General features: G+C 46.6%; 5 protein-coding genes. 4 read left to right on the plus strand and 1 reads right to left on the minus strand.

Translation table 11 applies throughout. The features are described from left to right. Nucleotides 1-190 precede the first annotated feature (190 nt). Nucleotides 191-799 carry a hypothetical protein gene (locus OP864_RS08835; protein ID WP_270097856.1) on the plus strand — a complete coding sequence of 203 codons (609 nt, stop codon included), beginning with the start codon at nt 191-193 and terminating at the stop codon, nt 797-799. On the opposite strand, the gene OP864_RS08840 is transcribed toward OP864_RS08835, so the two are convergent. Next, nucleotides 786-2,351 (minus strand): T9SS type B sorting domain-containing protein, encoded by a 1,566-nt coding sequence (locus OP864_RS08840; RefSeq protein ID WP_270097857.1) that lies wholly within the window; start codon nt 2,349-2,351, stop codon nt 786-788. The genes OP864_RS08835 and OP864_RS08840 overlap by 14 nt on opposite strands. 252 nt (nt 2,352-2,603) lie before the next feature. Between OP864_RS08840 and OP864_RS08845 the strand changes: the two genes are divergently transcribed. From OP864_RS08845 to OP864_RS08855, 3 genes are all read left to right on the plus strand, one after another. Continuing rightward, nucleotides 2,604-4,145, plus strand: a complete 1,542-nt coding sequence (locus OP864_RS08845; RefSeq protein WP_270097858.1) for a zinc-dependent metalloprotease — start codon at nt 2,604-2,606, stop codon at nt 4,143-4,145. A 480-nt stretch (nt 4,146-4,625) separates the two neighbouring features. Further along, nucleotides 4,626-4,991, plus strand: a complete 366-nt coding sequence (locus OP864_RS08850) for a hypothetical protein (protein WP_015692582.1) — start codon at nt 4,626-4,628, stop codon at nt 4,989-4,991. 268 nt (nt 4,992-5,259) lie between these two features. Then, nucleotides 5,260-25,632: a T9SS type B sorting domain-containing protein gene (locus tag OP864_RS08855; RefSeq protein WP_270097859.1), complete on the plus strand. Its 20,373-nt coding sequence runs from the start codon at nt 5,260-5,262 to the stop codon at nt 25,630-25,632. Nucleotides 25,633-25,776 lie beyond the last annotated feature (144 nt).

The raw sequence follows: 25,776 nt of genomic DNA on the forward strand, positions 1-25,776 counted from the left end.
CCTTTAGGGTCCAGCTGGCCTAGCGATGTGCAGGGGTGGCCGAAGGCCAGACCGAAGCGCGCAGCGCTGAAGGGCCGAGCGAGCAGCGAGCCCCGAAACGACAACAAGGTCTTTAGACCGCAGTTCGACGACCGAAGGGAGTAACCGCCGCAGCTTTGCTGCGGAGGCCCCAAAAAAATAAAAAAAGAAGATGAACAGCAGCGCAAAATTAGAATACAAAAAGGGCCAAAATGCCCTAAATGCCAATCAGCCTTTGGCCGCTTTGCGGGCCTTTTGGACCGCCTACCAGCTAGACCCACAGCCTGAATTTCTTTATGATGCTGCCTATGCGCTGCTTTTACTCAAACGCTACCGTTGGGCACAGCAAACTTATGCCTTTTTAGGCGATTTTCGGGCGGCGGTGCAGGCCAGTTGGGCCGTAGAAGGAGAGCTGTCGGGCCGTTTTCCCAAAGGCTTTTATCGGGCGCTCATCCAAAGCCGAAATTTGCCCAAAGATAAGGCCCTGCAAGCCCTAAACCTCATGCGGCAACATGCGGTAGCTTATGCGCCCGCCTATTTGGAGGCTTGTCGTTATTTGGACCAGCAGCCCAGCCAGGCCTATCAGTTGGCTTTGGCCGGTTTGGAGCAGGCCGAAGACCATTATACTTTTGGAGGCTTAAAGCTGCAAGCGGCTCTTTATCGCTATTATCGGGGCCAAAAAGAGGCGGCCCGAGAGCTCCTTTTAGAATTAGAGTATTCGGGCCGCCTCTGCGAAGAAATTCGGCAAATGATTATTAAAATGCAGGCTACTGACGAATAATGGTAATGGGGCCTTTAAAGACGCCCCAGCCCTCGCCTAGGTCCAGAATATAATAGTAGGTGCCCGCAGGAAGAGGGCCATTGGCAAATTCTCCCTGCCAGTTGTTGTTGTAAAAATCGGCTCGGTAGACTAGGTCGCCCCAGCGGTTGAGAATGCGCAATTTGTTTTTGGGGAAAAGCTGGATGTTTTGAATTACCCAAAAATCATTTTGACCGTCATTGTTGGGCGTAATCACATTGGGAATAAAGAGAATGTCTTCCACTCTAGGACGCAGTTCTACATAAAAAGAATCTAGGCTGCTACAGCCCTCCATGCTTTCCCCTAAAAGTTGGATGTATCCGCTGCTGCTTGGCTGGGCAATTGTTTGTGGACAGATGTCACAATCTATGTCTAGACTAGGGCTCCAGTTATAAAAGTCGGCCCCATTGGCCGCTAAGGGAATGCTGCTGCCCTCTACAATCAGGGTGTCATTGTTGAGTTGGAGCTGAGGGGCGGCAAAGACCTCAATTAATAGGCTGTCGCTCCAGCGGCCGCAGGCCGCATTTTGGCCCAACAACTGAAGCTGATATTGGCCAGGGGCGAGTAGGGGAGAAAAGCTGGGGGTACTGTTACTTGCCCAAGCCTGCCCATTAATATAGAGTTCGTAATCATTGTATAGGCCAAGGGTTTCGCTAAGTAGAATCTCGGCATTGTCGCAATAGGGGGCGGGGGCGGCTTCTAGTATTAATTCTGGACTCTTTTGGGCCAGAATAAAAAGGCTGTCGCTCCAGTTGGTCAGTAAGCTGTCTAGGCTGAGGCTTTGAAGGCCAGCAAAGCTAGGAAGTTGATTTTGAAGCTCTTCGAGGTATGTCCAGCCATTGCTCCATTGGGCCAGCTGTTCAAATTGGCCCTCTGTATTGGGGTCGCTATAAAAGCTAATTTGAAGCGGACTGCTGCCCGCCTCCCTATTAATGGCATGGCTATAAAGTGGGTTGAGCAGGCAGAGTTCTAGTTCCTTTTGCTGTCGGTCTAGGCCATATTGGCCAGCATCTCCAGCCCAATAACTAGCCCAAACCTGGCTACTATCATTAGCCTGAGGCTGAATTAAAATTGGGCGAAAAAGGCGAAGGCCATTATCTGTGCCACCCAGAGCAAAAAGGTAGGGGGCTGGGCGGTCCATTTTGCGAACCAATCCGCCAGGTCCAGAAGAAGAAATAAAGCCATATTGGCCATTTTGGCCTGTTTGCAAGGCATTGGGCGCCGCCGAAAGAATTTCGAGCCGTTGGCTATCTAGGGCCAATTCCCATTCATTTAATCGGAGCTGGCCTGTCACAAAACTAGCTTGGGCGCTAGCTGTTTTATGGTCGCTACCCGCCAAGACCAAATAATGAAATCGGCTAGGGAAATTTCCTCGGATGGCCTGCTGGCCTCCATCCAAAAAGAGCCAGCCTTCGTTAATAGAACTGAAGCCTTGGTTGCTGGGGTGATTCTGGATAAAGTCGCCGCTAAGATGTATAGTGTCGCTATTGTCAATCGCTCCAGCATTTTCAAGATCGCCCTGAACACTGAGCATAGCCCCCGATTTAATGGAAATCAGGGCCCCTTGATTATGTAGTTGTGCCGCTAAGGAGCTAGAAAAAAGCAGGCAGAAAAATAGGGCCTTGAGGATTGGCTTAGAAAACATAATGGGCATATAATTGAATGCTAAACTAGCCTTTGTACCTAAAAAATACTGTCACTTAGGCCATTTAGCAAGATATAATTATTTATCTTTGGAAGAATAGCCTATCAATAAAGGGATTAACTAACTATAATACAAATTTTTATGAAAATAAAAGCACTAATCGGAGCTGCCCTATTGGGTTGGTCAAGCCTTAGTCTTCAGGCCCAGCAGCTAAATGCAGATTGCGGTGTCAGTTTTGCCGATGGTCAGCTTATTAAGCAACGTTTAATGGAAAACCGCCGCTTGGTGGATCCTGCAGAAATAGCAGCTTTTCAGCAGAGCCGAAACATTAAATATATCCCTGTTAAGTTTCATATAGTAGGCGATGCCAATGGCGAGAATACAGTACCTTTGAGCAATGTATTTGCTATGCTTTGTGATATGAATAATGACTATCGCTCTCAGGATGTGCAGTTTTATATGCAGGGCGTGAGCAATTCGGTCAATTACTTTAATAATAATACCGTCTATAATGATGGGGGCTCTTTTGGCTCGCAAAACATCATGTTTAATAATAAGTCGGCTGGAGCGATCAATATCTTTATGAGCGCTTCAGTGAACAACCAGGTGGCTTCTTATTATACGCCTGCTGGCGACTTTGTTTTTGTCTTGAACCAAATGGCCAATGGAACCTCTAGCACAGGAACGCATGAGGTGGGCCACTTCTTTACGCTGAACCACACTTTTTATGGTTGGGAGGGTGCCGATGTGACCGCCTATGAGCCCGGCAATGCGCCTAACTTGATTAACGGATCTCCTGTAGAGCGTGCTGTTCGTACGGGCGGTAGCGCCAACTGTGCTTCTGCAGCGGATGGCTTTTGCGATACGCCTGCAGATTATGTCTCTTTCCGCGATAATTGTCCCTATACTGGGGGCGTAAAAGATCCTTTGGGGGTGGCTGTAGACCCAATGGAGTCTAACTTTATGTCTTATTATGCCGATGCTTGTGTCGATTCATTTACGGCGGAGCAAAAGTCGGCTATGGCGGCTGATATTTTGAGCCGTTGGAACTCTTTTTCTGCGCCCACGCCCAATGCGGTAGTTTCTGGTGCAGGAATTTCGGCGGTAGCGCCTACTAATGGCGGAAGTGTAGAGCTAAATGGCGACATTAGTTTGGAATGGACCGCAGTGAGCAATGCTACGGCCTATTATATTCTCGTAGAGCGCACCTTTGGTACTTTTCCTATTGAGACAGTTGCCGAAAAGATTGTTTATGGAACAACCTCAACGACTATCCCGCAGGCAGATTTGGGCTATCCTAGAACTTATCAGTGGACCGTTCGTCCGCTCAATCAGTTGAATACTTGTGGAGCTACTTCTCCTGCGCAGAATTTTAGCACTACGGCGCCTACTTCTTCTGTCATTGGCGAGGAGTTTAGCAGCATGTCTGAAATGCGCTTGATGCAAAACCCTTTGGCGGGGTCTACGGCAGAATTGCTCATCAATTTGCCCAAGGACTTGATTGCTAGTCTAGAGGTATATAGTTTGGATGGCCGCAAAGTAGCGGGTCTAGATAAGATTCAGTTTTTTGCTGGCGACAATGCGCAGCTTCTAGAAGTTGGGCAGTTGAGCAATGGGGTTTATATGGTGGTCTTGAACACGCCCTATGGCAACTTGCAGCAGAAATTAGTAATTCAGCGCTAATTCGCTTATATATAATATATAGAGGGACAGTCTTTTTTTGAGAGGCTGTCCTTTTTTATGTTTTGGGGCCTCCACTGCGGCTTCGCCTTGCGGCGCTACGCTTTGGGGCTCGCAGGTCTGCTCGGCCCTGCGGCGGCTTTGCCGCCTAGGTCTGGCCCTAGGGGCCACCCCGCCGCATCGCTAGGCCGCTCATCGGTTGATATTAGGTGGGGCGGTTGTTTTCAGCCTTTTGGTCCAACTGCGTTTAGAGGCGGCGAAGCCGCCGGCTTAGGGATGGAAAAGGGGGCGGCGCAACCGCAGACCGAGCAAAAAACTTGTTTTTTTGCGAAGGGCCGAGCAGACCTGCGAGCCCTGACACAGCCCGGCCCGCCTGCAGGGCGGGCAAGCCCCAAAAAAGGAAAGAGTTGCAGATAAATAGGGTAGGGGAGGGGGGAGACGGCCAGAAAGTTGTATTTTTGCGCCAAATTTAAAAAGAAAGAGATGCAAAAAGAGAGTCAATTATTGGAATTGCAGCAGATCGTGGTAGAGCAGAAAGCCGCTTTATTGAAGGTGGTAGAGACCATTAAGGAGGAGGGCGTATCTAATTACCCTATTTTGTGGATGTATACGGGTTCGGCTCGGCCAAATTTGGGAATTTATTTGGGAGAATTGGCAGGGGGCGCATGGCAGCATGGGGCCACCACCTTAGAGGAGTTGTATACAAAGGGGATTATTGAGGCGGAAAAAATTGATAATTTTCGGGCCTTATACAATCACAAAGGCGGGCACTTCTGCGTTTTGATGATGAGTTTGGAGCAGACCGAATTGGTTTTTTTGCCTTACAGCTTAGTAAAAAACGAGAATTAGAAAAGAGGAGGTTGGGTAGAGGAGAGAAGAAAAGGCTTGAAAGTTGTATGAGCTAGAAGAAATTTGAATAATTTTAGCAAATTTTTATACTTGAGCCTTAAAAATTAACGTTTTGGGGAGGTGAAAGCAGAAAATCTCTGCAACAAACTGTTATTTTTGCAAGATAATAAGCCTGAGAGGGCTGGAACTTAAATAGACATCGAACTAGATGGATAGTAGGAATACCGCAACAACATCATTCTATACGACCGCAAAATTAGAGAACCCTATGTATCGATTAAGACAACTATTAGTTGCCTGCAGTCAGCTTGCCCTAGTGGTATTGCTGAGTTTCGCATTTCAGCAGGAGGCCAAAGCGACCCACGTTATGGGGGCGGATTTGGCTTGGGAATGCGTGGGGCCGAATCAGTATCGGTTTCGGCTGAATCTGTATCGAGATTGTAATGGAGTAAATTTGGGAACAACGGCCCGGATTACGATTAACGGCTGTGGATTGAACAGCAGTTATACGTTGAATCGGGTGACAGGTTACCCACAGGATATTACGCCATTGTGTCCCACTGAGCCTACTGCATGTAGTGGTAATGGGGCTTATGGGGTAGAATCTTTTTTATATGAGCGAGTCATTACTTTGCCTGCGGGCTGTACTGATTATCGAATTTCCTATCAGTTGTGTTGTCGAAATAGGGCGATCACGACTTTAACCAATGGAGGTGGAGAATCTTTATATATTGAGGCGCATATGGACAACACCTTATCGCCATGTGATAATTCGCCACAATTTTTGAACATACCGACGGCTTTTCTTTGTCGGAACCAGCCGGTATTTTATAACCATGGGGGCTATGACCCTGATGGGGATTCTTTGGTTTACTCCTTGATTGATTGTGAGGAGGCCAGAAATAATCCGGTAGAATACTCTGGTGGATTTGGGGGAACGACTCCCTTATCTTCTTCTACGGGGATCAACATTGACCCGAACACGGGGGCTATAGCCTTTACACCTACCACACAGCAAGTAGGTGTACTTTGTGTTTTGGTAGAGGAGTATCGAGGCGGCGTAAAGATTGGGGAAACGGTTCGTGACCTTCAGTTTACGGTATTGAATTGTTCGAACACCTTGCCGGCGGCTACCGGGATTGACTTAGCTACGGGGAATGGTATTATTGATTATGAGATTACCTCTTGTTTTGGTAATGCTTTGTGTTTTGATGTTTTGGGTTCTGATCCTGATGGCAACAATGTATTGATGTATTGGAATGGTGCTATCCCTGGCGCCACCTTTACGACCACGCAGATCAGCGGTGATTCTGTTTTGGGTCAATTTTGTTGGAATCCTACAGTTGCTGATGTTGGACAACATACCTTTACGGTAACGGTACAAGATGATGACTGTCCTTTATTGGGGGCCAATACATTTACTTATACAGTAAATGTAATTGCCAACCCCAACCCTGCGGTAACAGCATTACCTGATACGACTATTTGTGCGGGAGAGTCGGTGCCTTTGCAAGCTGTAGCTAATGCGCCTACAGCGCCTACAGTAATTGATAGTATTGTATGGTCGCCGAATACGGGTTTAAATACGAATCAGGGGGCGAATGTTATTGCTACCCCTGCTATTACTACTATATATCAGACGACGATTTATTATTCTGATGGTTGTACCACTAGTGATTTTGTTGTAGTTAATGTACAGGATGATCCTATGGTGGCGGTAACGCCTAATGGGGTAAATGCTTGTGCGGGAGCTGTAGTTACCTTAGTTGGTGCTGCGGATCGTGCGGGTTATACCTTTGAGTGGTTTGATCCTACTGGAGCTTCTATGGGAGCGGGTAGTGTAACTGGGGCACAGTCTTCTATTGATATTACCTTGCCTAATGTTACGGACTCTACAATTTGCTATGATGTTGTGGTGGCTGACCCTGTTACGGGTTGTACAACTACGGAACAAGCCTGTTTGGTGATTGGCCCACCTCGTGGACCTGTGGAGTGTATCAATATTTATGTATCGCCCACGGCTAGTGCCGCTGGTGCGGGTACACAGTTTGATCCTACGACGATTGAGGCGGCTATTGCGCGTTCGTCTTGTAACAATACAGTAATTAAGATGGCCCAAGGGGTGTACAACATTGACACGACCTTAAACATCACGAGCTTTTTGACTATTGAGGGTGGATTTGATCCTACAAACTTGTGGGAGAAAACATCTGATGTAGCACAGACTGTAATTAACAGAACTAATGCAAACCCCTTGGGTTTTGCAAATGCTTATCAACTCATTGCGATGAATGCCTCGAATGCGCAGGGATTCCGTTTGCAAGATTTGACGATTACCACAGATGATGCAGACTCTTTGGGTATGTCTACTTATGGTCTTCGTTTGACGAGCTGTTCTGACTATAATATTGTACGCTGTTCAATTTCTGCTGGAGCTGCTGGAGATGGAGCTGATGGAACGGCTGGTTCTATTGGTTTTGATGGCGATCCTGGTGGAGATGGCGTTGCTGGTTCAGCAGGTATTCTAGACACCTATGCCGGTGGTGGTAATGGTGGATCTGGAGGAGGACTTTCTGGTTTTGGTAATGGGGGCTCTGGAGCTTCTGGTGGCAATACTGGTATTCCTTTGCCTGGTGATGGTGGAGATAGTGCGTCTGTTGCCAGTTCTTCTGGTGGCGGCGGTGGCGGCGGTGGAGCCGGTAATGTGCATTCGCCTTCTGCTGTTGGTGCTCAGGATGGTGGTGGTGCTGGATCTGGCGGTATTCCACCTGATGTAAATGGTTTGGGCGGAAGTGTAACTTCTGTTCCTTGTCCTACTGGAGCAACTGGACTTGGCGGCGGTGCTGCTGCTGGTACGCCTGGTTCTCCAAATGGAGCAAATGGTACTGTGGGTACTTCTGGAGCAAATGGTGCAAATGCGCCTGTTGGTCCTGCTCCTACTGCTTTGGCATTTTTCTTCCCTGGCACACAAGCTCTCCAAGGCCAAAACGGTATTGGTGGAACTGGTGGTTGTGGTGGTGGAGGAGCCTATGCTGCAGCGCCTAACACCGGTGGCGGTGGCGGCGGCGGTGGCGGCGGTGCCTCTGGCGGTATTGGTGGTTTTGGTGCCTATGGTGGTGGTGGATCTTTTGGGGTCTACATCTATAGCAACGGAGCCAATGGTAATATTCAAGATTGTAATATCACTACATCTACTGCAGGTGTAGGAGGTACTGGTGGACTTGGTGGCGCTGGTGGAACTGGTGGCGCTGGTGGTTCTGGCGGACTATCTGGTGGCGGAGTAAGCCAAGGTGGCGCTGGTGGCCGTGGTGGTGATGGTGGCGCTGGTGGCCGTGGTGGTAATGGTACTGCAGGTTACTCAGTAAATGTTATGGTATCTTCTGCTGTAGCTTCACAACCACTAGTTAATGCTGACTCTCTTTATGACTTTACTGTAGAGCCAGTCATCATTGTAGAAAATGTAAACTGTACGAAAGCAACCGTTCGTTTTGAAGATACTGGCTTGCCTGTTGGTAACCCTGGTGCGGGTTTCAATATTACAGATTGGGACTTTGATGTGATTGGCAACCTAGCTAATCCTACTAATGGTATTCACAACCCTGATACCACTCAATATGATAGTGTTGGACGTTATACTATTGCTCATTCAGGCTTTAATTATACTGACTTCCATAATATTGCCTTTGATGGGGCTTACCAACCTACTATTTCAAGTACAGCGAATTTGATTGGAAATGATACTTTCCAGCTTTGTGTAGGAGAAACAGCTAGTTTCTGTAGTGATATTTATGCGGACTCTATTATTTGGAACTTTAGTGGGGCTATTCCTAACCCTATTGATGTTCAGTGTACGCCTAACGCACAGTTTAATGTAGCTGGCTTCTATGTTGTAGAATTGCAGCTCATTACTGACTGTTGTGGAGACTCTCCTTTGGATACCGCTTATTTGTATGTTGATCCTGTACCTACAGCAACAGCTGCAAATCCTGTTAATGATATTTGTAAAGGAGAAACGTCTACTTTGACCTTGAATGGCTTGAGCCCAACAGATTCTGTTATTTGGTCTCCTACAGTAGGAAACTTGACCGTAACTTCTCAGAGTACTGTAGATGTTACCCCTAATGATAGCACAACTTATATTGCTACTATTTATTCTGTAACAGTAACTAATGGTCAGACTCGTTTGTCTTGTCCTTCTTCTGTTTCTTTTGATGTTAATGTATATCCTGACCTTGATCCTAATCTTAGCTCAACAACTACTATTTGTGGTAATGATGGTACAGCTACTGCTGCTCCTTTGAATGGCTCTGGAAGTTATGACTTCAACTGGTCTAATGGTGTAGTGGAGACAGCTGTTGCTAGTTCTACTATTAGTAGTCTTCCTGTAGCTGGTTATACAGTAACAATTACAGATGCAAATACTGGTTGTGATACTGTTGAAACTATATTTGTTTTTGCTGGTCCAACTCAACCTAGTGCCCAATTAGACTCTTTGGCAGATGTTAGTTGTGCAGGTGGTACCGACGGATTTATTCGTGTGGCTACTATTGATGGAACTGCTCCATATGATTATGTATGGGATAATGGTTTTGTAGAAAACAATGTTTTGACAACAGAACAAAGTGGTTTGGCCCCTGGCGTCTACTGTGTTACTGTAACTGATGATAATGGCTGTTCTTCTTCTACTTGTGTAACAGTAGGAGAGCCTGATCCTCTAGTAATTAACTTGATCCAAGTAGATACAGTAGATTGTAGCTATGATGCGGATGGAGTAATCGAGGTAGAGGCACAAGGAGGTACTGGTCTTTATTCTTATAGTTGGTCTGGAACAGCCCAAACAACGGCTTTGGTAACAGGCTTAACAGGAGGACCTGCTACTTCTTATACTGTAACAGCTACTGATGAAAACGCTTGTACAGCAACTTTGACTGTAAATATGCCGGTCAAGTATCCTGTTACGCCTCAGGTTGTGCAAACAGCACAAATTCTATGTAATGGAGATAGTACAGCTGTAATTCGTGCTGGAGCAACAGATGGTGTTGGTCCTTACGAAGTAGCTATTTCTGGTCCTATCTCAGCAATTGATACTCAGGCTGCTGGCGCATTGGCTACACCTGTAACTTTTGCTAACCTACCCGCAGGAACTTATGATATTACAGTTACTGATATCAATACAACTCCAGGTTGTTCTGCAGTAACTAATATTGTAATCAATGAGCCTGCACTACTAAGTAGTTCAACGGCTTTGGATCAGGATGTTAGCTGTAATGGCGGTAATGACGGTGCTGCAACAGCAACAGCAACAGGCGGAACGGCTCCTTACACTTACCTATGGTCTAATGGAGAAACAACAGCTTCGGCAACAGTTCTTCCTGCAGGTAGTCAATGTGTAACTATTTCAGATGCTAATGGATGTACCTCATCTTCTTGTGTACTTATTAGCGAACCTATTGTACATACAGTCAGCGCATCGGTAGCTACACCTTACAATGGTCAACAAATTAGTTGTGTTGGCGCTTGTGATGGTAGTGCAACAGCAGCAGGAGCTGGTGGAACAGCACCTTATACTTATGTATGGAGTGATGGTCAGACTACAGCTACAGCAACTGCTCTATGTGCAGGAACTTATAATGTTACTTCAACGGATGCTAATGGCTGTACAGCTACTGTAGTTGTCACTGTTTCTGATCCAGCCGCTTTAACAGCAGCTATGAGCTCTACGGATGTATCTTGTAATGCTGGTACTGATGGAACTGCCACGGCTTCTATTTCTGGAGGTACAGGTGCATATACTTATCTTTGGGATGATGGACAGACAACAGCAACAGCGACAAGCTTGTCAGCTTCTGCATCTTTCTGTGTGACAGTAACTGATGCCAATGGTTGTACAGTTAGTGCTTGTGTGCCTGTTAATGAACCAGGAGCTGCACATACTGTCAATGCTGCAGTAAGCGCACCATACAATGGTCAACAAATTAGCTGTGCCGGCGCATGTGATGGTAGTGCTACAGCAGTTGGATCTGGCGGGACTTCACCTTATACCTATGTATGGAGTGATGGACAAACAACAGCTACAGCAACTGGCCTATGCGCAGGTACATATACCGTAACCTCAACAGATGCGAATAGCTGTACTGCTACCGCAACTGTAGTAGTCAATGATCCACCCGCATTAACGGCAAGTAGTGCCGGAACGGATGTATCTTGTAATGCAGGAACAGACGGAACAGCAACAGTTACAGCTGTAGGGGGTACGGGCGCATATAGTTATCTCTGGGATGATGGACAGACGACGGCCACAGCGACAAACTTGTCGGCCTCTGCTTCATTCTGTGTAACGGTAACCGATGCGAATGGCTGTACAATCAGTTCATGTGTAACAATTAACGAACCTGGCGCGGCGCATACCGTAGCGGGTACAGTAGCTGCTCCCTATAATGGAGAGGAGATTAGCTGTGCCGGTGCTTGTGATGGTAGTGCTACAGCAGCAGGAGCTGGCGGAACTTCACCTTATACTTATGTATGGAGTGATGGACAAACAACAGCTACTGCAACTGGCCTATGCGCAGGTACATATACCGTAACCTCAACAGATGCGAATGGCTGTACAGCAACAGCTAGCGTAACTGTAGATGATCCCGCAGCATTAACAGCAAGTAGTGTTGGAACGGATGTATCTTGTAATGCAGGAACAGACGGAACAGCAACAGTTACGGCTGTAGGGGGTACGGGCGCATATAGTTATCTCTGGGATGATGGACAGACGACGGCCACAGCGACAAACTTGTCGGCCTCTGCTTCATTCTGTGTAACGGTAACCGATGCGAATGGCTGTACAGTCAGCTCATGTGTAACAATTAACGAACCTGGCGCGGTGCATACCGTAGCGGGTACAGTGGCTGCTCCCTATAATGGAGAGGAGATTAGCTGTGCCGGTGCTTGTGATGGTAGTGCAACAGCAGCAGGAGCTGGCGGAACTTCACCTTATACCTATGTATGGAGTGATGGACAAACAACAGCTACGGCAACTGGCCTATGCGCAGGTACATATACCGTAACCTCAACAGATGCGAATGGCTGTACAGCAACAGCGAGCGTAACTGTAGATGATCCCGCGACATTAACAGCAAGTAGTGTTGGAACGGATGTATCTTGTAATGCAGGAACAGACGGAACAGCAACAGTTACGGCTGTAGGGGGTACGGGCGCATATAGTTATCTTTGGGATGATGGACAGACGACGGCCACAGCGACAAACTTGTCTGCCTCTGCTTCATTCTGTGTAACGGTAACCGATGCGAATGGCTGTACAATCAGTTCATGTGTAACAATTAACGAACCTGGCGCGGCGCATACCGTAGCGGGTACAGTAGCTGCTCCCTATAATGGAGAGGAGATTAGCTGTGCCGGTGCTTGTGATGGTAGTGCAACAGCAGCAGGAGCTGGCGGAACTTCACCTTATACCTATGTATGGAGTGATGGACAAACAACAGCTACAGCAACTGGCCTATGCGCAGGTACATATACCGTAACCTCAACAGATGCGAATGGCTGTACAGCAACAGCGAGCGTAACTGTAGATGATCCCGCGACATTAACAGCAAGTAGTGTTGGAACGGATGTATCTTGTAATGCAGGAACAGACGGAACAGCAACAGTTACGGCTGTAGGGGGTACGGGCGCATATAGTTATCTTTGGGATGATGGACAGACGACGGCCACAGCGACAAACTTGTCTGCCTCTGCTTCATTCTGTGTAACGGTAACCGATGCGAATGGCTGTACAATCAGCTCATGTGTAACAATTAACGAACCTGGCGCGGCGCATACCGTAGCGGGTACAGTGGCTGCTCCCTATAATGGAGAGGAAATTAGCTGTGCCGGTGCTTGTGATGGTAGTGCAACAGCAGCAGGAGCTGGCGGAACTTCACCTTATACCTATGTATGGAGTGATGGACAAACAACAGCTACAGCAACTGGCCTATGCGCAGGTACATATACCGTAACCTCAACCGATGCGAATGGCTGTACAGCAACAGCTAGCGTAACAGTAGATGATCCCGCGACATTAACAGCAAGCAGTGCTGGAACGGATGTATCTTGTAATGCAGGAACAGACGGAACAGCAACAGTTACAGCTGTAGGGGGTACGGGCGCATATAGTTATCTTTGGGATGATGGACAGACGACGGCCACAGCGACAAACTTGTCGGCCTCTGCTTCATTCTGTGTAACGGTAACCGATGCGAATGGCTGTACAATCAGCTCATGTGTAACAATTAACGAACCTGGCGCGGCGCATACCGTAGCGGGTACAGTGGCTGCTCCCTATAATGGAGAGGAGATTAGCTGTGCCGGTGCTTGTGATGGTAGTGCAACAGCAGCAGGAGCTGGAGGAACTTCACCCTATACCTATGTATGGAGTGATGGACAAACAACAGCTACAGCAACTGGCCTATGCGCAGGTACATATACCGTAACCTCAACCGATGCGAATGGCTGTACAGCAACAGCTAGCGTAACAGTAGATGATCCCGCGACATTAACAGCAAGCAGTGCTGGAACGGATGTATCTTGTAATGCAGGAACAGACGGAACAGCAACAGTTACAGCTGTAGGGGGTACGGGCGCATATAGTTATCTTTGGGATGATGGACAGACGACGGCCACAGCGACAAACTTGTCGGCCTCTGCTTCATTCTGTGTAACGGTAACCGATGCGAATGGCTGTACAATCAGCTCATGTGTAACAATTAACGAACCTGGCGCGGCGCATACCGTAGCGGGTACAGTGGCTGCTCCCTATAATGGAGAGGAGATTAGCTGTGCCGGTGCTTGTGATGGTAGTGCAACAGCAGCAGGAGCTGGAGGAACTTCACCCTATACCTATGTATGGAGTGATGGACAAACAACAGCTACAGCAACTGGCCTATGCGCAGGTACATATACCGTAACCTCAACGGATGCGAATGGCTGTACAGCAACAGCTAGCGTAACAGTAGATGATCCCGCAGCATTAACAGCAAGCAGTGTTGGAACGGATGTATCTTGTAATGCAGGAACAGACGGAACAGCAACAGTTACAGCTGTAGGGGGTACGGGCGCATATAGTTATCTTTGGGATGATGGACAGACGACGGCCACAGCGACAAACTTGTCGGCCTCTGCTTCATTCTGTGTAACGGTAACCGATGCGAATGGCTGTACAATCAGCTCATGTGTAACAATTAACGAACCTGGCGCGGCGCATACCGTAGCGGGTACAGTGGCTGCTCCCTATAATGGAGAGGAAATTAGCTGTGCCGGTGCTTGTGATGGTAGTGCAACAGCAGCAGGAGCTGGCGGAACTTCACCTTATACTTATGTATGGAGTGATGGACAAACAACAGCTACGGCAACTGGCCTATGCGCAGGTACATATACCGTAACCTCAACGGATGCGAATGGCTGTACAGCAACAGCTAGCGTAACTGTAGATGATCCTGCTGTATTGACGCCAACAATTACATCTACTGTAGATGTGAATTGCTTTGGTCAGTCTACAGGGGCTGCTACAGTAGCTGCCGCAGGTGGAACTTCACCTTATACTTATCTTTGGGATAATGGAACAACTACAACTGTTAATGCAGGCTTAGCCGCAGGAACACACTGTGTAACTGTGACGGATGCAAATTCTTGTACTGCAACAGTTTGTGCTACAGTAAACCAGCCAGCTTCAGCCGTGACAGCAAATACTGCAGTAACGTCTAATTATAATGGACAAGATGTTAGTTGCGCTGGCTCTGCAGATGGAGAGGCAACAGCAACCGCTGCAGGTGGAACAGCACCTTTGAGTTATCTTTGGACCAATGGTCAGACAACTCAAGTTGCAACAGGTCTAGCCGCAGGAACACATTGTGTGACTGTAACTGACAATTTAGGCTGTACAGCTGTAAGCTGTGTAACAGTTACAGAGCCTGCTCCAATTGCTCTAACTGTAGACAATCAAGTTAATGTGAACTGTTTTGGTGACGCAACTGGAGAAGCAACTATTGGTACTACAGGTGGAACCGCACCTTATATTTACCAATGGGACGCTGCGGCTGCTAACCAAAATACAGCAACCGCAACAGCTTTGGCTGCTGGCACTTATTGTGTAACAGTTACAGATGCTAATAATTGTCAAAACAGTCTTTGCGTAACAATTACAGAACCCACCCAGGCTGTAGCAGTAACTCTTAATGAGCTCGCTCCAGTTAGCTGTGCAGGAAATACAGATGGTTCTGTAGAGGCTGTAGGTTCTGGTGGTAGTGGTTCTCTAGCTTACCAGTGGGGAACAGGAGATGTGACTTCAACACTTACTGGACTCGGCGCAGGAACATATTGTGTTACTGTTACAGATAGCCTAGGCTGTACGGTTAGTGATTGTATTACATTGACGAACCCTACTCCTTTAGTAGTTACTACAGTAAACACTGTAGATGTAAACTGTTTTGGAGAGTCTACTGGTGAAGCTACTGTGATGGGATCTGGCGGAACAGCTCCTCTAAGTTATCAATGGGATGCTGCTGCAGGGGCTCAGACAACAGCGAATATTGTTGGTCTAGCTGCTGGTACTTACTGTGTGACAGTAACAGATGCCAATGGCTGTACAGCAACTAACTGTGTGACTATTGCTCAGCCGGCAACTGCTGTTGCTGTAACTGCAACTGCTGTCTCAGATTATAATGGATTTAATGTTTCTTGTTTTGGTGATACTGACGGTTCTGCCACTGCAAATGCTAGTGGAGGAGCAGGAAACTATACTTATGTTTGGGATATTAACTCTCAAACTACACAAACGGCAACAGGTCTAGCTGCAAGTACATACTGTGTAATCGCAGCAGATGCGAATGGTTGCCGCGATACTTCTTGTGTAACCTTAAATGGTCCTACTGCAGTCCAAGCAACAATTACAGATTCTGTAGATGTACTTTGTCAAGGTCAAAGTACAGGTTCTGCCACTGTAATGGGATCTGGTGGAACAGGAAGCTATAGCTACAACTGGTCTAACACACAAACTACAGCTGTCGCAACTGGATTGGCTGCAGGTGTATATAATGTGACTGTTACTGATGCTAACCTTTGTGCAACGGATGCTACAGTAATTATTGAGGAACCTGCTTCTTCAGTTGCTGTAAATGTAGTGTCTACTACTGATGTTTCTTGTAATGGAGGTAGTAATGGTTCTGCAACTGTTGCAGCTCTTGATGGTACTCCCGGCTACACTTATCAGTGGGATGGGGCTACAGGTGGTCAGATTGGTGCCACAGCTAATAATTTGTCTGCTGGTACTTATGCAGTAACAGCTACAGATGCAAATGGCTGTACCGCTGTCACTACAGTAACTATTAGTCAACCTACTCTTGTTGTAGCTACAATTAGTAGTACTGTAGATGTAGATTGTCGTAATGATTCAACTGGATCAGCTACAGTTACTGCTACAGGTGGAACTCCTAATGCTGTAGGTCCCGCATACACTTATATTTGGGATGCTAATGCAAATAGCCAAACTACAGCGACTGCAACTGGCCTAGCTGCTGGTTCTTATGATGTGACTGTAGTTGATGCAAATGGTTGTACTTCTGTGGCTTCTGCTACTGTTTCTCAGCCTGCTGGTTTGGTAGATGTTACAGCATCTATTACTTCAAACTTTAATGGTCAGGATGTGAGTTGTGCTACTGCAGCTGATGGAGAGCTTACAGCTACAGCAGTAGATGGCACAGGACCATATAATTTCGCTTGGTCTAATGGTGCTACAACTGCAATCGCTCCAAATGTTGCAGCAGGTACTTACACGGTAACAGCTACCGATGCAAATGGCTGTACTGATACAGCTATTGTTACTGTTGTTGCTCCTGCAGTTCTTACTGCAACAGCTACTGTTGATAATGATGTAGCTTGTAATGGAGGCGCTAATGGACAGGCTACAGTCGCTGCTACTGGTGGAACTGCACCTTATACTTATATTTGGACTGACGGACAAACGACAGCTACCGCAACTGCTCTAGCCGCAGGAACACACTGTGTAACTGTTTCTGATGCGAATGCTTGTCAGACTGTTGTTTGTGTTAATATTACTGAACCTGCAACAGTGGTTCAGCTTACAGAATTAACTAACAACTCTCCAAGCTGTGTAGCTGGTAACGATGGTAGTGCATCTGTTGTAGCAAGCGGTGGTGTTGCCCCTTATACTTACGAGTGGGACGGTAATGCTGCCAGTCAATTGACGGCAACAGCAACTAACCTAAGTGCTGGAGCATATAACGTAACTACAACTGATGCCAATGGTTGTACTGCAGTAACAACAGTTACTGTTGTAGATCCTGCTGCAATCACAGTTGTTGGAACAACAGTAGATGTAGACTGTAGAGGAGATTCTTCTGGATCTATTACACTTGCTGTAAGTGGAGGAGCTACTCCTTACAACTACAACTGGTCAAATGGTGCATTTACTGCAAATTTGATGAACCTCACAGCTGGACTTTATACGGTAACCGTAACCGATGCAAATGGCTGTGTTCAAACTGCATCTTATACAATTACAGAACCTGCCACAGTATTTACGCTAGCATTGAGTGTAACTGATATCTCTTGTAATGGAGGTAGTGATGGATCACTTACTGCAAATACTGCAGGTGGTGTAGCTCCCTACAACTATGTATGGGATTTGGGTGGACAAACAACTCAGAGCATTACTAACCTTGCAGATGGTGCCTACTGCGTAACGGCTACCGATGCAAATGGCTGTGTGCAACAAGCTTGTACTACTCTAACTGAACCTACTCTAGTAAATGCGGCTGTTGTGTCTACTACAGATGCAAGCTGTAACGGAGGTTCTGATGGAACAGCTACTGTAGCTGGAACTGCTGGAACTCCTGGTTATACCTATCAGTGGGATGCTAATGCAGCTAACCAAACGACTGCTACAGCAACAAACTTGAGCGCTGCTCTAAGTCCTTATTCAGTTACTGTAACTGATGCTAATGGTTGTACCGCACAAACTAGTGTAATTATTGGAGAACCTGTTTCTTCTGTATTAGCTACAGCTAGTGAAGTGGCCGCCGTTAGTTGCTTTGGTGGAAACGATGGTGAAGCCCTTGCTGCCGCTACAGGCGGAACAGCTCCTTACACTTATCTATGGGATGCTGCTGCAGCTAGTCAAACTACAGCTACTGCCACTGGATTGTCTGCCGGAAACTTCTGTGTGACCGTAACAGATGCAAATGGTTGTTCGGATGTTGTTTGTGTAACAATTACTGAACCTACACAATTAGTAGCAACAGTAACTTCTACTACAGATGCAAGCTGTAATGCAGGCAATAATGGTACTGCAACAGTAACAGCTACTGGTGGAACAGCTAACTATAGCTACCTCTGGGATGCTAATGCAGGTAACCAAACAACGGCTACAGCTGATAGCCTAGCTGCAGGTACTTATAATGTAACCGTAACTGATGCAAATGGATGTCAACGTGTAGCTACTGCAGTAATCTCTGCACCTAGCAATGCCTTGAATGCCAGTATTACAATTACTTCAAACTATAATGGAGCTCAAATTTCTTGTAACACCTTCGCTGACGGTGAAGCTACAGTTAATGTAGTTGGTGGTACTGGAGCTTATTCTTACCAATGGTCTTCTGCTGGAGCACCAACTACCGCTTCAGTAACTGGACTACCCGCGGGTATTGTCGGTGTTACTGTAACTGATGCAAATGGTTGTGTTGCTGTAGATACAGCTCAGCTGATTGCACCAGTGGCTCTTGTCGGAACAGTTAATACTTCTGATGTTTCTTGTTTCGGAGGAAATGATGGAGTGGCTACTGTCACTGCAACAGGCGGAACAGGAACCTATACTTATCAATGGGATGATGCTGCAGCCCAAACTACAGCTACAGCTAGTGGCTTAGTTGCCGGCCCGGTTTGCGTCACTATTACAGATGCAAATGGCTGTCAAACGGTAAGCTGTGGTTCTATTGCTGAACCCGCAGCTGCACTTGCTGCTTCTGCTACTGTTGTCGCAAATCCTGCCTACAACGGTGAAGATGTTAGCTGTAATGGAAGTGCGGATGGTACTATCGCTGTAAGCACTACTGGTGGAACAGCTCCTTATACTTACAACTGGAGCAATACTGCAACTACAGATACTGTTGTTGGTGTAGCTGCTGGTACCTACAACGTTGTTGTTACAGATGCAAATGGCTGCCAAACTACAGCCTCTGTTACGGTAACTGAACCTACTCAAGTTACTGTTGCTGTAGTGTCTACTGTAGATGCTACTTGTAACGGTGGTAATGATGGAGAAGCAACGGTAACTGCTAGCAATGGTACAGCACCTACAGGTACTTACACTTACCTATGGAATGATCCTGCTGGACAAACTACAGCTACTGCTACTGCTCTCGCTGCTGGTTCATATACAGTGACTGCTACAGATGAAAATGGATGTCAAGCGACACAAACAGTAACTATTGGACAACCACTCATCGCTGTAAATGCAACAGTAAATATTACTTCAAACTATAATGGTGCTGAAGTAAGCTGTCCTACAGCTTGTGATGGTGAAGCTAATGTAACAGCTGCTGGTGGAACTGCTCCTTATACCTTCCAATGGGATAATGCTGCAGCCCAAACTACAGCTACGGCAACTGGCCTCTGTGCAGATACACTTTATAGTGTAACGGTAACTGATGCTAGTGGCTGTACTGATATCCAAACAGTAACGCTTAGCGCACCAGCTCAAATCGTCGCTACAGCTGTGGTTGACAACGATGCAAGCTGTAATGGCGGTAACGATGGTGCTGCTACAGTAACGGCTACAGGCGGAACAGGTACTTTGACTTACCTATGGCCTAGTGGAGAAACTACGGTTTCTGCTACTCAGCTCTTTGCCGGTAACAACTGTGTGACTATTACAGATGATAATGGATGTACAACAACAGCCTGTGTCACTATCGCTCAGCCTGCTAACCCATTACTACTTTCTGTAGTTAATGATACTTTGTACAACGGACAGCAAATTACCTGTAACGGAGCTGCTGATGCTGCCATTAGCGTAGCAGTAGCAGGTGGTGTCCCCGCTTACTCTATTCAATGGAGTAACGGACCTACTACAGCTAGCCAAACTGGCCTCGATGTAGGAATGTACTACGTTTCTGTTACTGATGCTGGCGGATGTACTCAAATCGATTCTATCGAGATCTTAGAACCTAACCTAGTCAATGCTACAGTAGCTAGCCAAACTAATGTTGGCTGTCTAGGTGACTCTTCAGGAGCATTTACTATCGGCGCTACTGGTGGTACTCCTGGTTATACTTATGATATTGGTGATGGACCAGTGTCTAGCAATGTATTCAATAACCTTCCTGCTGGCTTCTATAGCGTAACAGTAACAGACTTGAACTATTGCTCGACTACTATTTCTGTAACTATTACAGAACCCGCTGCTGTACTTACTGCTTCTGCAGTTGTGACCTCAAACTATAATGGAGCAGATGTTAGCTGCTTCAATAGCTGCGATGGGGAAGCTACAGTTACTGCTGCTGGTGGAACAGCACCTTATACTTATGTATGGTCTGCAAATAACCAGTCTACTGCAACAGCCACGAACCTTTGTGGTGGAGCAAACTATAGTGTACAAGTTACGGATGCGAATGGCTGTCAAGCTACAGCTACTGTAACTATCGCTAATCCTACTCCTGTTGTAGCTAGCCTACAGTCTACTGTAGATGTTCTCTGTAACGGAGATGCAACTGGTCAAGCTACTGTAACTGCTACCGGTGGAACAGCTAACTATACTTACGATATCGGAAACGGTCCTCAAGCTGCAAATACCTTCACTAACTTAGCTGTAGGAAATTATGAAGCTACTGTTAGCGATGCAAATGGCTGCTTCACTACTGTTCCTTTCGTAATCAACGGTCCAGCTGCACTTACTTCTACAATCAATGTTACCTCTAACTATAATGGTAACCAAATTAGCTGTGCAGGAGCCTGCGATGGTGCCGCTACAGCTGTAGGAGCCGGTGGAACTGGTACTTATACTTTCCAATGGAGCAATGGTCAGACAAGCTTTACAGCAACAAACCTTTGCAACAATGCCTATGTAACGATCACTGATCAAAATGGCTGTTCTGTTGTAGACTCTGTAACGCTTAGCGAGCCCACTCCTCTTAACTTGGCTGTAGTTAACCAAGTAGATATTGGATGTGCCGGAGCAACTTCAGGCTCTTTTGAAGTACAAGCTTCTGGTGCTACTCCTAACTATACCTTCGATATCGGAAACGGTCCTCAAGCAAATGGTATCTTCTCTAACCTAAGTGTAGGTACTTACTGCGTGACGGTTACAGATATCAATGGTTGCTCTGATATTATTTGTACTACGATTACTCAAGGTTCTTCTATGAACTTGACTACTCAGGTAATCTCAAATAATAATGGCTCTGCTATTAGCTGCGCAAATAGCGCAGACGGCGAAGCTTCTGTATCAGTAACTGGCGGAACCGCTCCTTATACTTACCTCTGGGATAATGGCCAAACTACTGCTATCGCAACTGGCCTAACTGGTGGTACACACTGTGTAACAGTAACAGACGCTAACCTATGTGATGCTGTTGCTTGTGTAACAATCACTGGCCCTGCCGCACTTGATATTACAGTCATCGATTCTACTGAAGCTAGCTGCTTCGGCCAAGCCGATGGCGCCTTCACTGTAGCCGCTACAGGTGGTGTTGCTCCTTATATCTACTCTGTAGACAATGGAAACACCTTTACAAACCAAGTTACTTATAACAACTTGGCTGGTACTGTAGCCGGAATCAACTATACTGTAATTGTTCAAGATGCCAATGGCTGCCAAGACACTGTAATTGCTACTGTTTATGCACCCACTCAAGTTCAGCTTGTTCTAGTCAATGAAAATGATGTGAGCTGTGCTGGTGGCAATGATGGTAGTGTCTCTGTTACAGCTACAGGCGGAACCGCTCCTTATACTTACAGCTTCCAAGGTGGTGCCTTTGACACAACCTCTAGCTTCCCCGACCTTATCGCTTCTAGCTACACAATCGTAGCTCAAGATGCAAACGGTTGCCAAGCTAGCTTGCCTGTAACGATCTCTGAACCTACTCCGCTAGTGTTGAGCATCGATACGACAATCAACCCCAGCTGTAACCTAGATTGCGACGGTCAAATCCAGCTTTCTGCAACAGGAGCTACCGCTCCTTATAGCTTCTCTATCGATGGCGGAAATACTTTCCAAGCTGTAGGTGCCTTCAACGGCCTTTGTGAAGGAAATTATACCGTGATGGTGATGGATGCTCAAGGTTGTACTCGTACTCGTACGATCTTCCTAGATGATCCCGATCCCGTCCGTGTAGATGCTAGCATCACTGGAACGATCTCTTGTAATGCTGCAGCCGATGGCGAAGCAACTGCTGTTGCCGTAGGTGGAACTGGAACATTTACTTACCTCTGGTCTCCTTCTGGTCAAACTACAGCTGTAGCTACTGGCCTAGATGCTGGAGTAGTTCACACGGTGGTCGTTACAGATATCAATGGCTGTTCTGCTACTGACTCTGTAATCCTTACAGAACCTGTTGCCCTAGCTGCAACAGTAACCCTACAAAATGATCCTGCTTGTAATGGAGATAACAACGGTGCAATTAGCATCCAAGCTAATCCTACTACAGGTACTGGTCCTTATACTTATGATATCGGATCTGGCGCAACTAATAATGGCGTATTTACCAACCTAAATGCAGGTACTTACAACATTACAATTGCCGATGCCAATGGCTGCTCTATCGTCGAGACAGTAACACTCAACGATCCTGCTCCTTTGGCGATTCCTCAAGCTGTAGTTACTTCTGACTATAATGGTCAAGATGTAAGCTGTAATGGCGCCGATGACGCTAGCGTAATTGTGCCTAGCCCAATTGCTGGCGGTACTGCTCCTTATAGCTTCCTCTGGTCTACTGCCGATACTACTCAGGCTGTCTCTGGCCTAGGAGCTGGCACTTATGTAGTCACCGTAACTGATGCAAATGGTTGCTTCGATACTACTTCTGTAGTAGTTACTGAACCTACTCTCCTTGCTGTAACTGCCACGGCTGTAGCTGCTGGCTGTAACGGCGGAAGCGATGGAGAAGTAACTGCCGTAGGAACTGGTGGAACTGCACCTTATGCTTACGAGCTTAACGGAACAACTAATATTACTGGAGTCTTCTCTAACCTTACTCCTGGTAGCTACATTGTCAATATTACCGACGCTAATGGCTGTACAAACAGCACGCAAGTTCAGGTGACTGACGGTAGCGCTATCAATACTGGTATCGCTGTTACTTCTAACTATAGCGGATTTGATATCAGCTGTGTAGGAGCCGCAGACGGTGAAGCCGCGGTAAGCGTTTCTGGTGGACAAGCACCTTATGCCATCCTTTGGTCTAATGCCGCTAACACTGATACTATTACTGGCCTAGCTGCCGATACTTACTATGTGACTATTACTGATGCCAATGGTTGTACTGCAACCGACTCTGTAGTGGTTAGCGATCCTAGCCCGCTCGACCTAGTCGTTGCTAGCACTATCGATCCTAACTGTGGAAGCACTGCTGACGGTAGCATTACTGTTGCCGCTAACGGCGGAGCCGCTGGATACCTTTACAATATCAACGGTGGTCTCGCTCAGTCTTCTCCCACTTTCGCTAACCTCGGCGGTGGAACTTACACCATCGAAGTGGTAGACAATAACCTCTGTAGCTCAACACTTACTGTTGACTTGACCTCTCCAGATACACTTATTGCTCTACTTAGCGCTACAGATGTAAGCTGTAATGGCCTACAAGACGGTACGGTCACTACTACTGTAACTGGTGGTACTCCTTACCCCAACGGTGGATATGTCTATAACTGGTCTCCAATTGGCCAAACAACAGCCAATATCGGAAACCTACAAGGTAATGTGAACTACACAGTAACCGTAACTGATGCCAACGGATGTTCTGATGTTCAAACTGTATTTGTGGCAGAACCCACAGCCATGCAGGCCAATATCCTCGATATCCAACATGTTACTTGTAACGGAATCAATGATGGTGAACTTACGCTTAACCTCTTCGGTGGAAACGGCGGCTATGATTACTCTCTAGATGGAGGCGCTAACTTTACGTCCGTAACAACTAACCCGCTTGTTCTTACTGGACTCGCAGGTGGAACTTACCAAATCGTTATCCGCGACTCTAGCTCTATTAGCTGTGAAATTCCCGTTTCTGTAGAAATCTTGGAAACTGACGGAATCACAGTAGATGTAACTACTACGCCTGTTTCTTGTGTAGGCGATGAAGATGGTACCGTAAGCGCTATTGCTACCGGTGGTACTGGACCTTATAGCTTTGAATGGTCTGCTAATGCAGCCACGCAAACTACACAAACGGCTACTGGCCTAGATGCTAACTTTATTGATAGTGTCTTCCAAGCCGCACCTTACTTTGTTATCGTTACCGATGCAAACGGCTGTACAGATACTTCTGCCGCTGTAGGTATCGCAGAACCCGATACACTGGAAATTAACCCTGTTGTGGACCAAAATGTAAGCTGCTTCGGCGCTGCCGACGCTAGCATTAGCATCAATCCCACAGGTGGAAATACCATTGACGGATTTACTGTTCTCTGGGATAATGGAGCAACCACAACTACGCTCTCTGACCTAGACGGCGATATCTTCTACACAGCTACTGTAACTGATGCTAAAGGTTGTCAAGAAGTAGCTACTGTGTTTGTCGATGAACCCGATCCTATCGTTGCCGGATTTACTACAGACTCTGTGAGCTGTTTCGCTGGCAATGACGGCCTCATCCAAATCGATTCTAACGGAATTACTGGTGGTACGCCTTTCAATGGCACTGACTACGAGTTTAGCCTAGATGAAAATGGTCCCTTCACTTCTGATGTGATCTTTAATCAAGGGCTAACCGCTGGAGTCTACACGGTCTTTGTACGCGACTCTAATGGTTGTGTGCTCGAGGTAGATAGCCTAGCTATCTTCGAACCCGCTCAGTTGACGGTACAAGCCTTCAGTGACCAAACTATCCGAATGGGTGAAGAGGTGACTGTAAACGCTAGCGTGAACTCTGTAAATATCGATAGTACGCTAATCAATTGGTCTTATGTTGATCAAGATGGCAACCAAAATGTGCTCTGCCAAGGTGGTGATTGCTTTGAGCTTACACTCAATGAACTTACCCAAACTACTCAACTGACCTTCGATCTAGGTACGCCTTGTAACGATACCGCTTCTGTTGTGATTACCGTTAATGAAGCCCGCTCGATCTTCGTACCGAATGCCTTTACGCCTAACGGCGATGGCTCTAACGATGTCTTTACGGTCTACGGATCTGTAGATATTGAGCGCATCGACAAGTTTATGGTATTCGACCGCTGGGGTGAATTGGTTTACGAAGCTACTGACTTCGCTCCCAATGATCCTTCTGCAGGATGGGATGGTACTTTCCGCGGTAAACTTATGGATCCCGCAGTATTCGTCTACTATGTCGAATTTACTACCGTAGATGGCAAAACCGCTGAAGACGGAAACGTCCGCAAAGGTGATGTTACCCTACTCCGATAATATCTGAATATGGAAAAAGGGCCCAATTAAGGGCCCTTCTTTCTAATATATTATCTCTTTGTTATACACTAGTTAAAGTTTATTTGCGTTCTTATAAATACTGAACATTCTCTTTCATAAGAACACAAATTTATAAACCTATAA

Origin of the sequence: Saprospira grandis, from assembly GCF_027594745.1 — a bacterium.
Classification (GTDB): Bacteria; Bacteroidota; Bacteroidia; order Chitinophagales; family Saprospiraceae; genus Saprospira; species Saprospira grandis.

Coding starts and splice junctions, on each gene's coding strand:
- OP864_RS08855 (WP_270097859.1), top strand. CDS start 5,260: ATGTATCGATTAAGACAACTATTAGTTGCCTGCAGTCAGCTTGCCCTA.
- OP864_RS08850 (WP_015692582.1), top strand. CDS start 4,626: ATGCAAAAAGAGAGTCAATTATTGGAATTGCAGCAGATCGTGGTAGAG.
- OP864_RS08845 (WP_270097858.1), top strand. CDS start 2,604: ATGAAAATAAAAGCACTAATCGGAGCTGCCCTATTGGGTTGGTCAAGC.
- OP864_RS08840 (WP_270097857.1), bottom strand. CDS start 2,351: ATGCTCAGTGTTCAGGGCGATCTTGAAAATGCTGGAGCGATTGACAAT.
- OP864_RS08835 (WP_270097856.1), top strand. CDS start 191: ATGAACAGCAGCGCAAAATTAGAATACAAAAAGGGCCAAAATGCCCTA.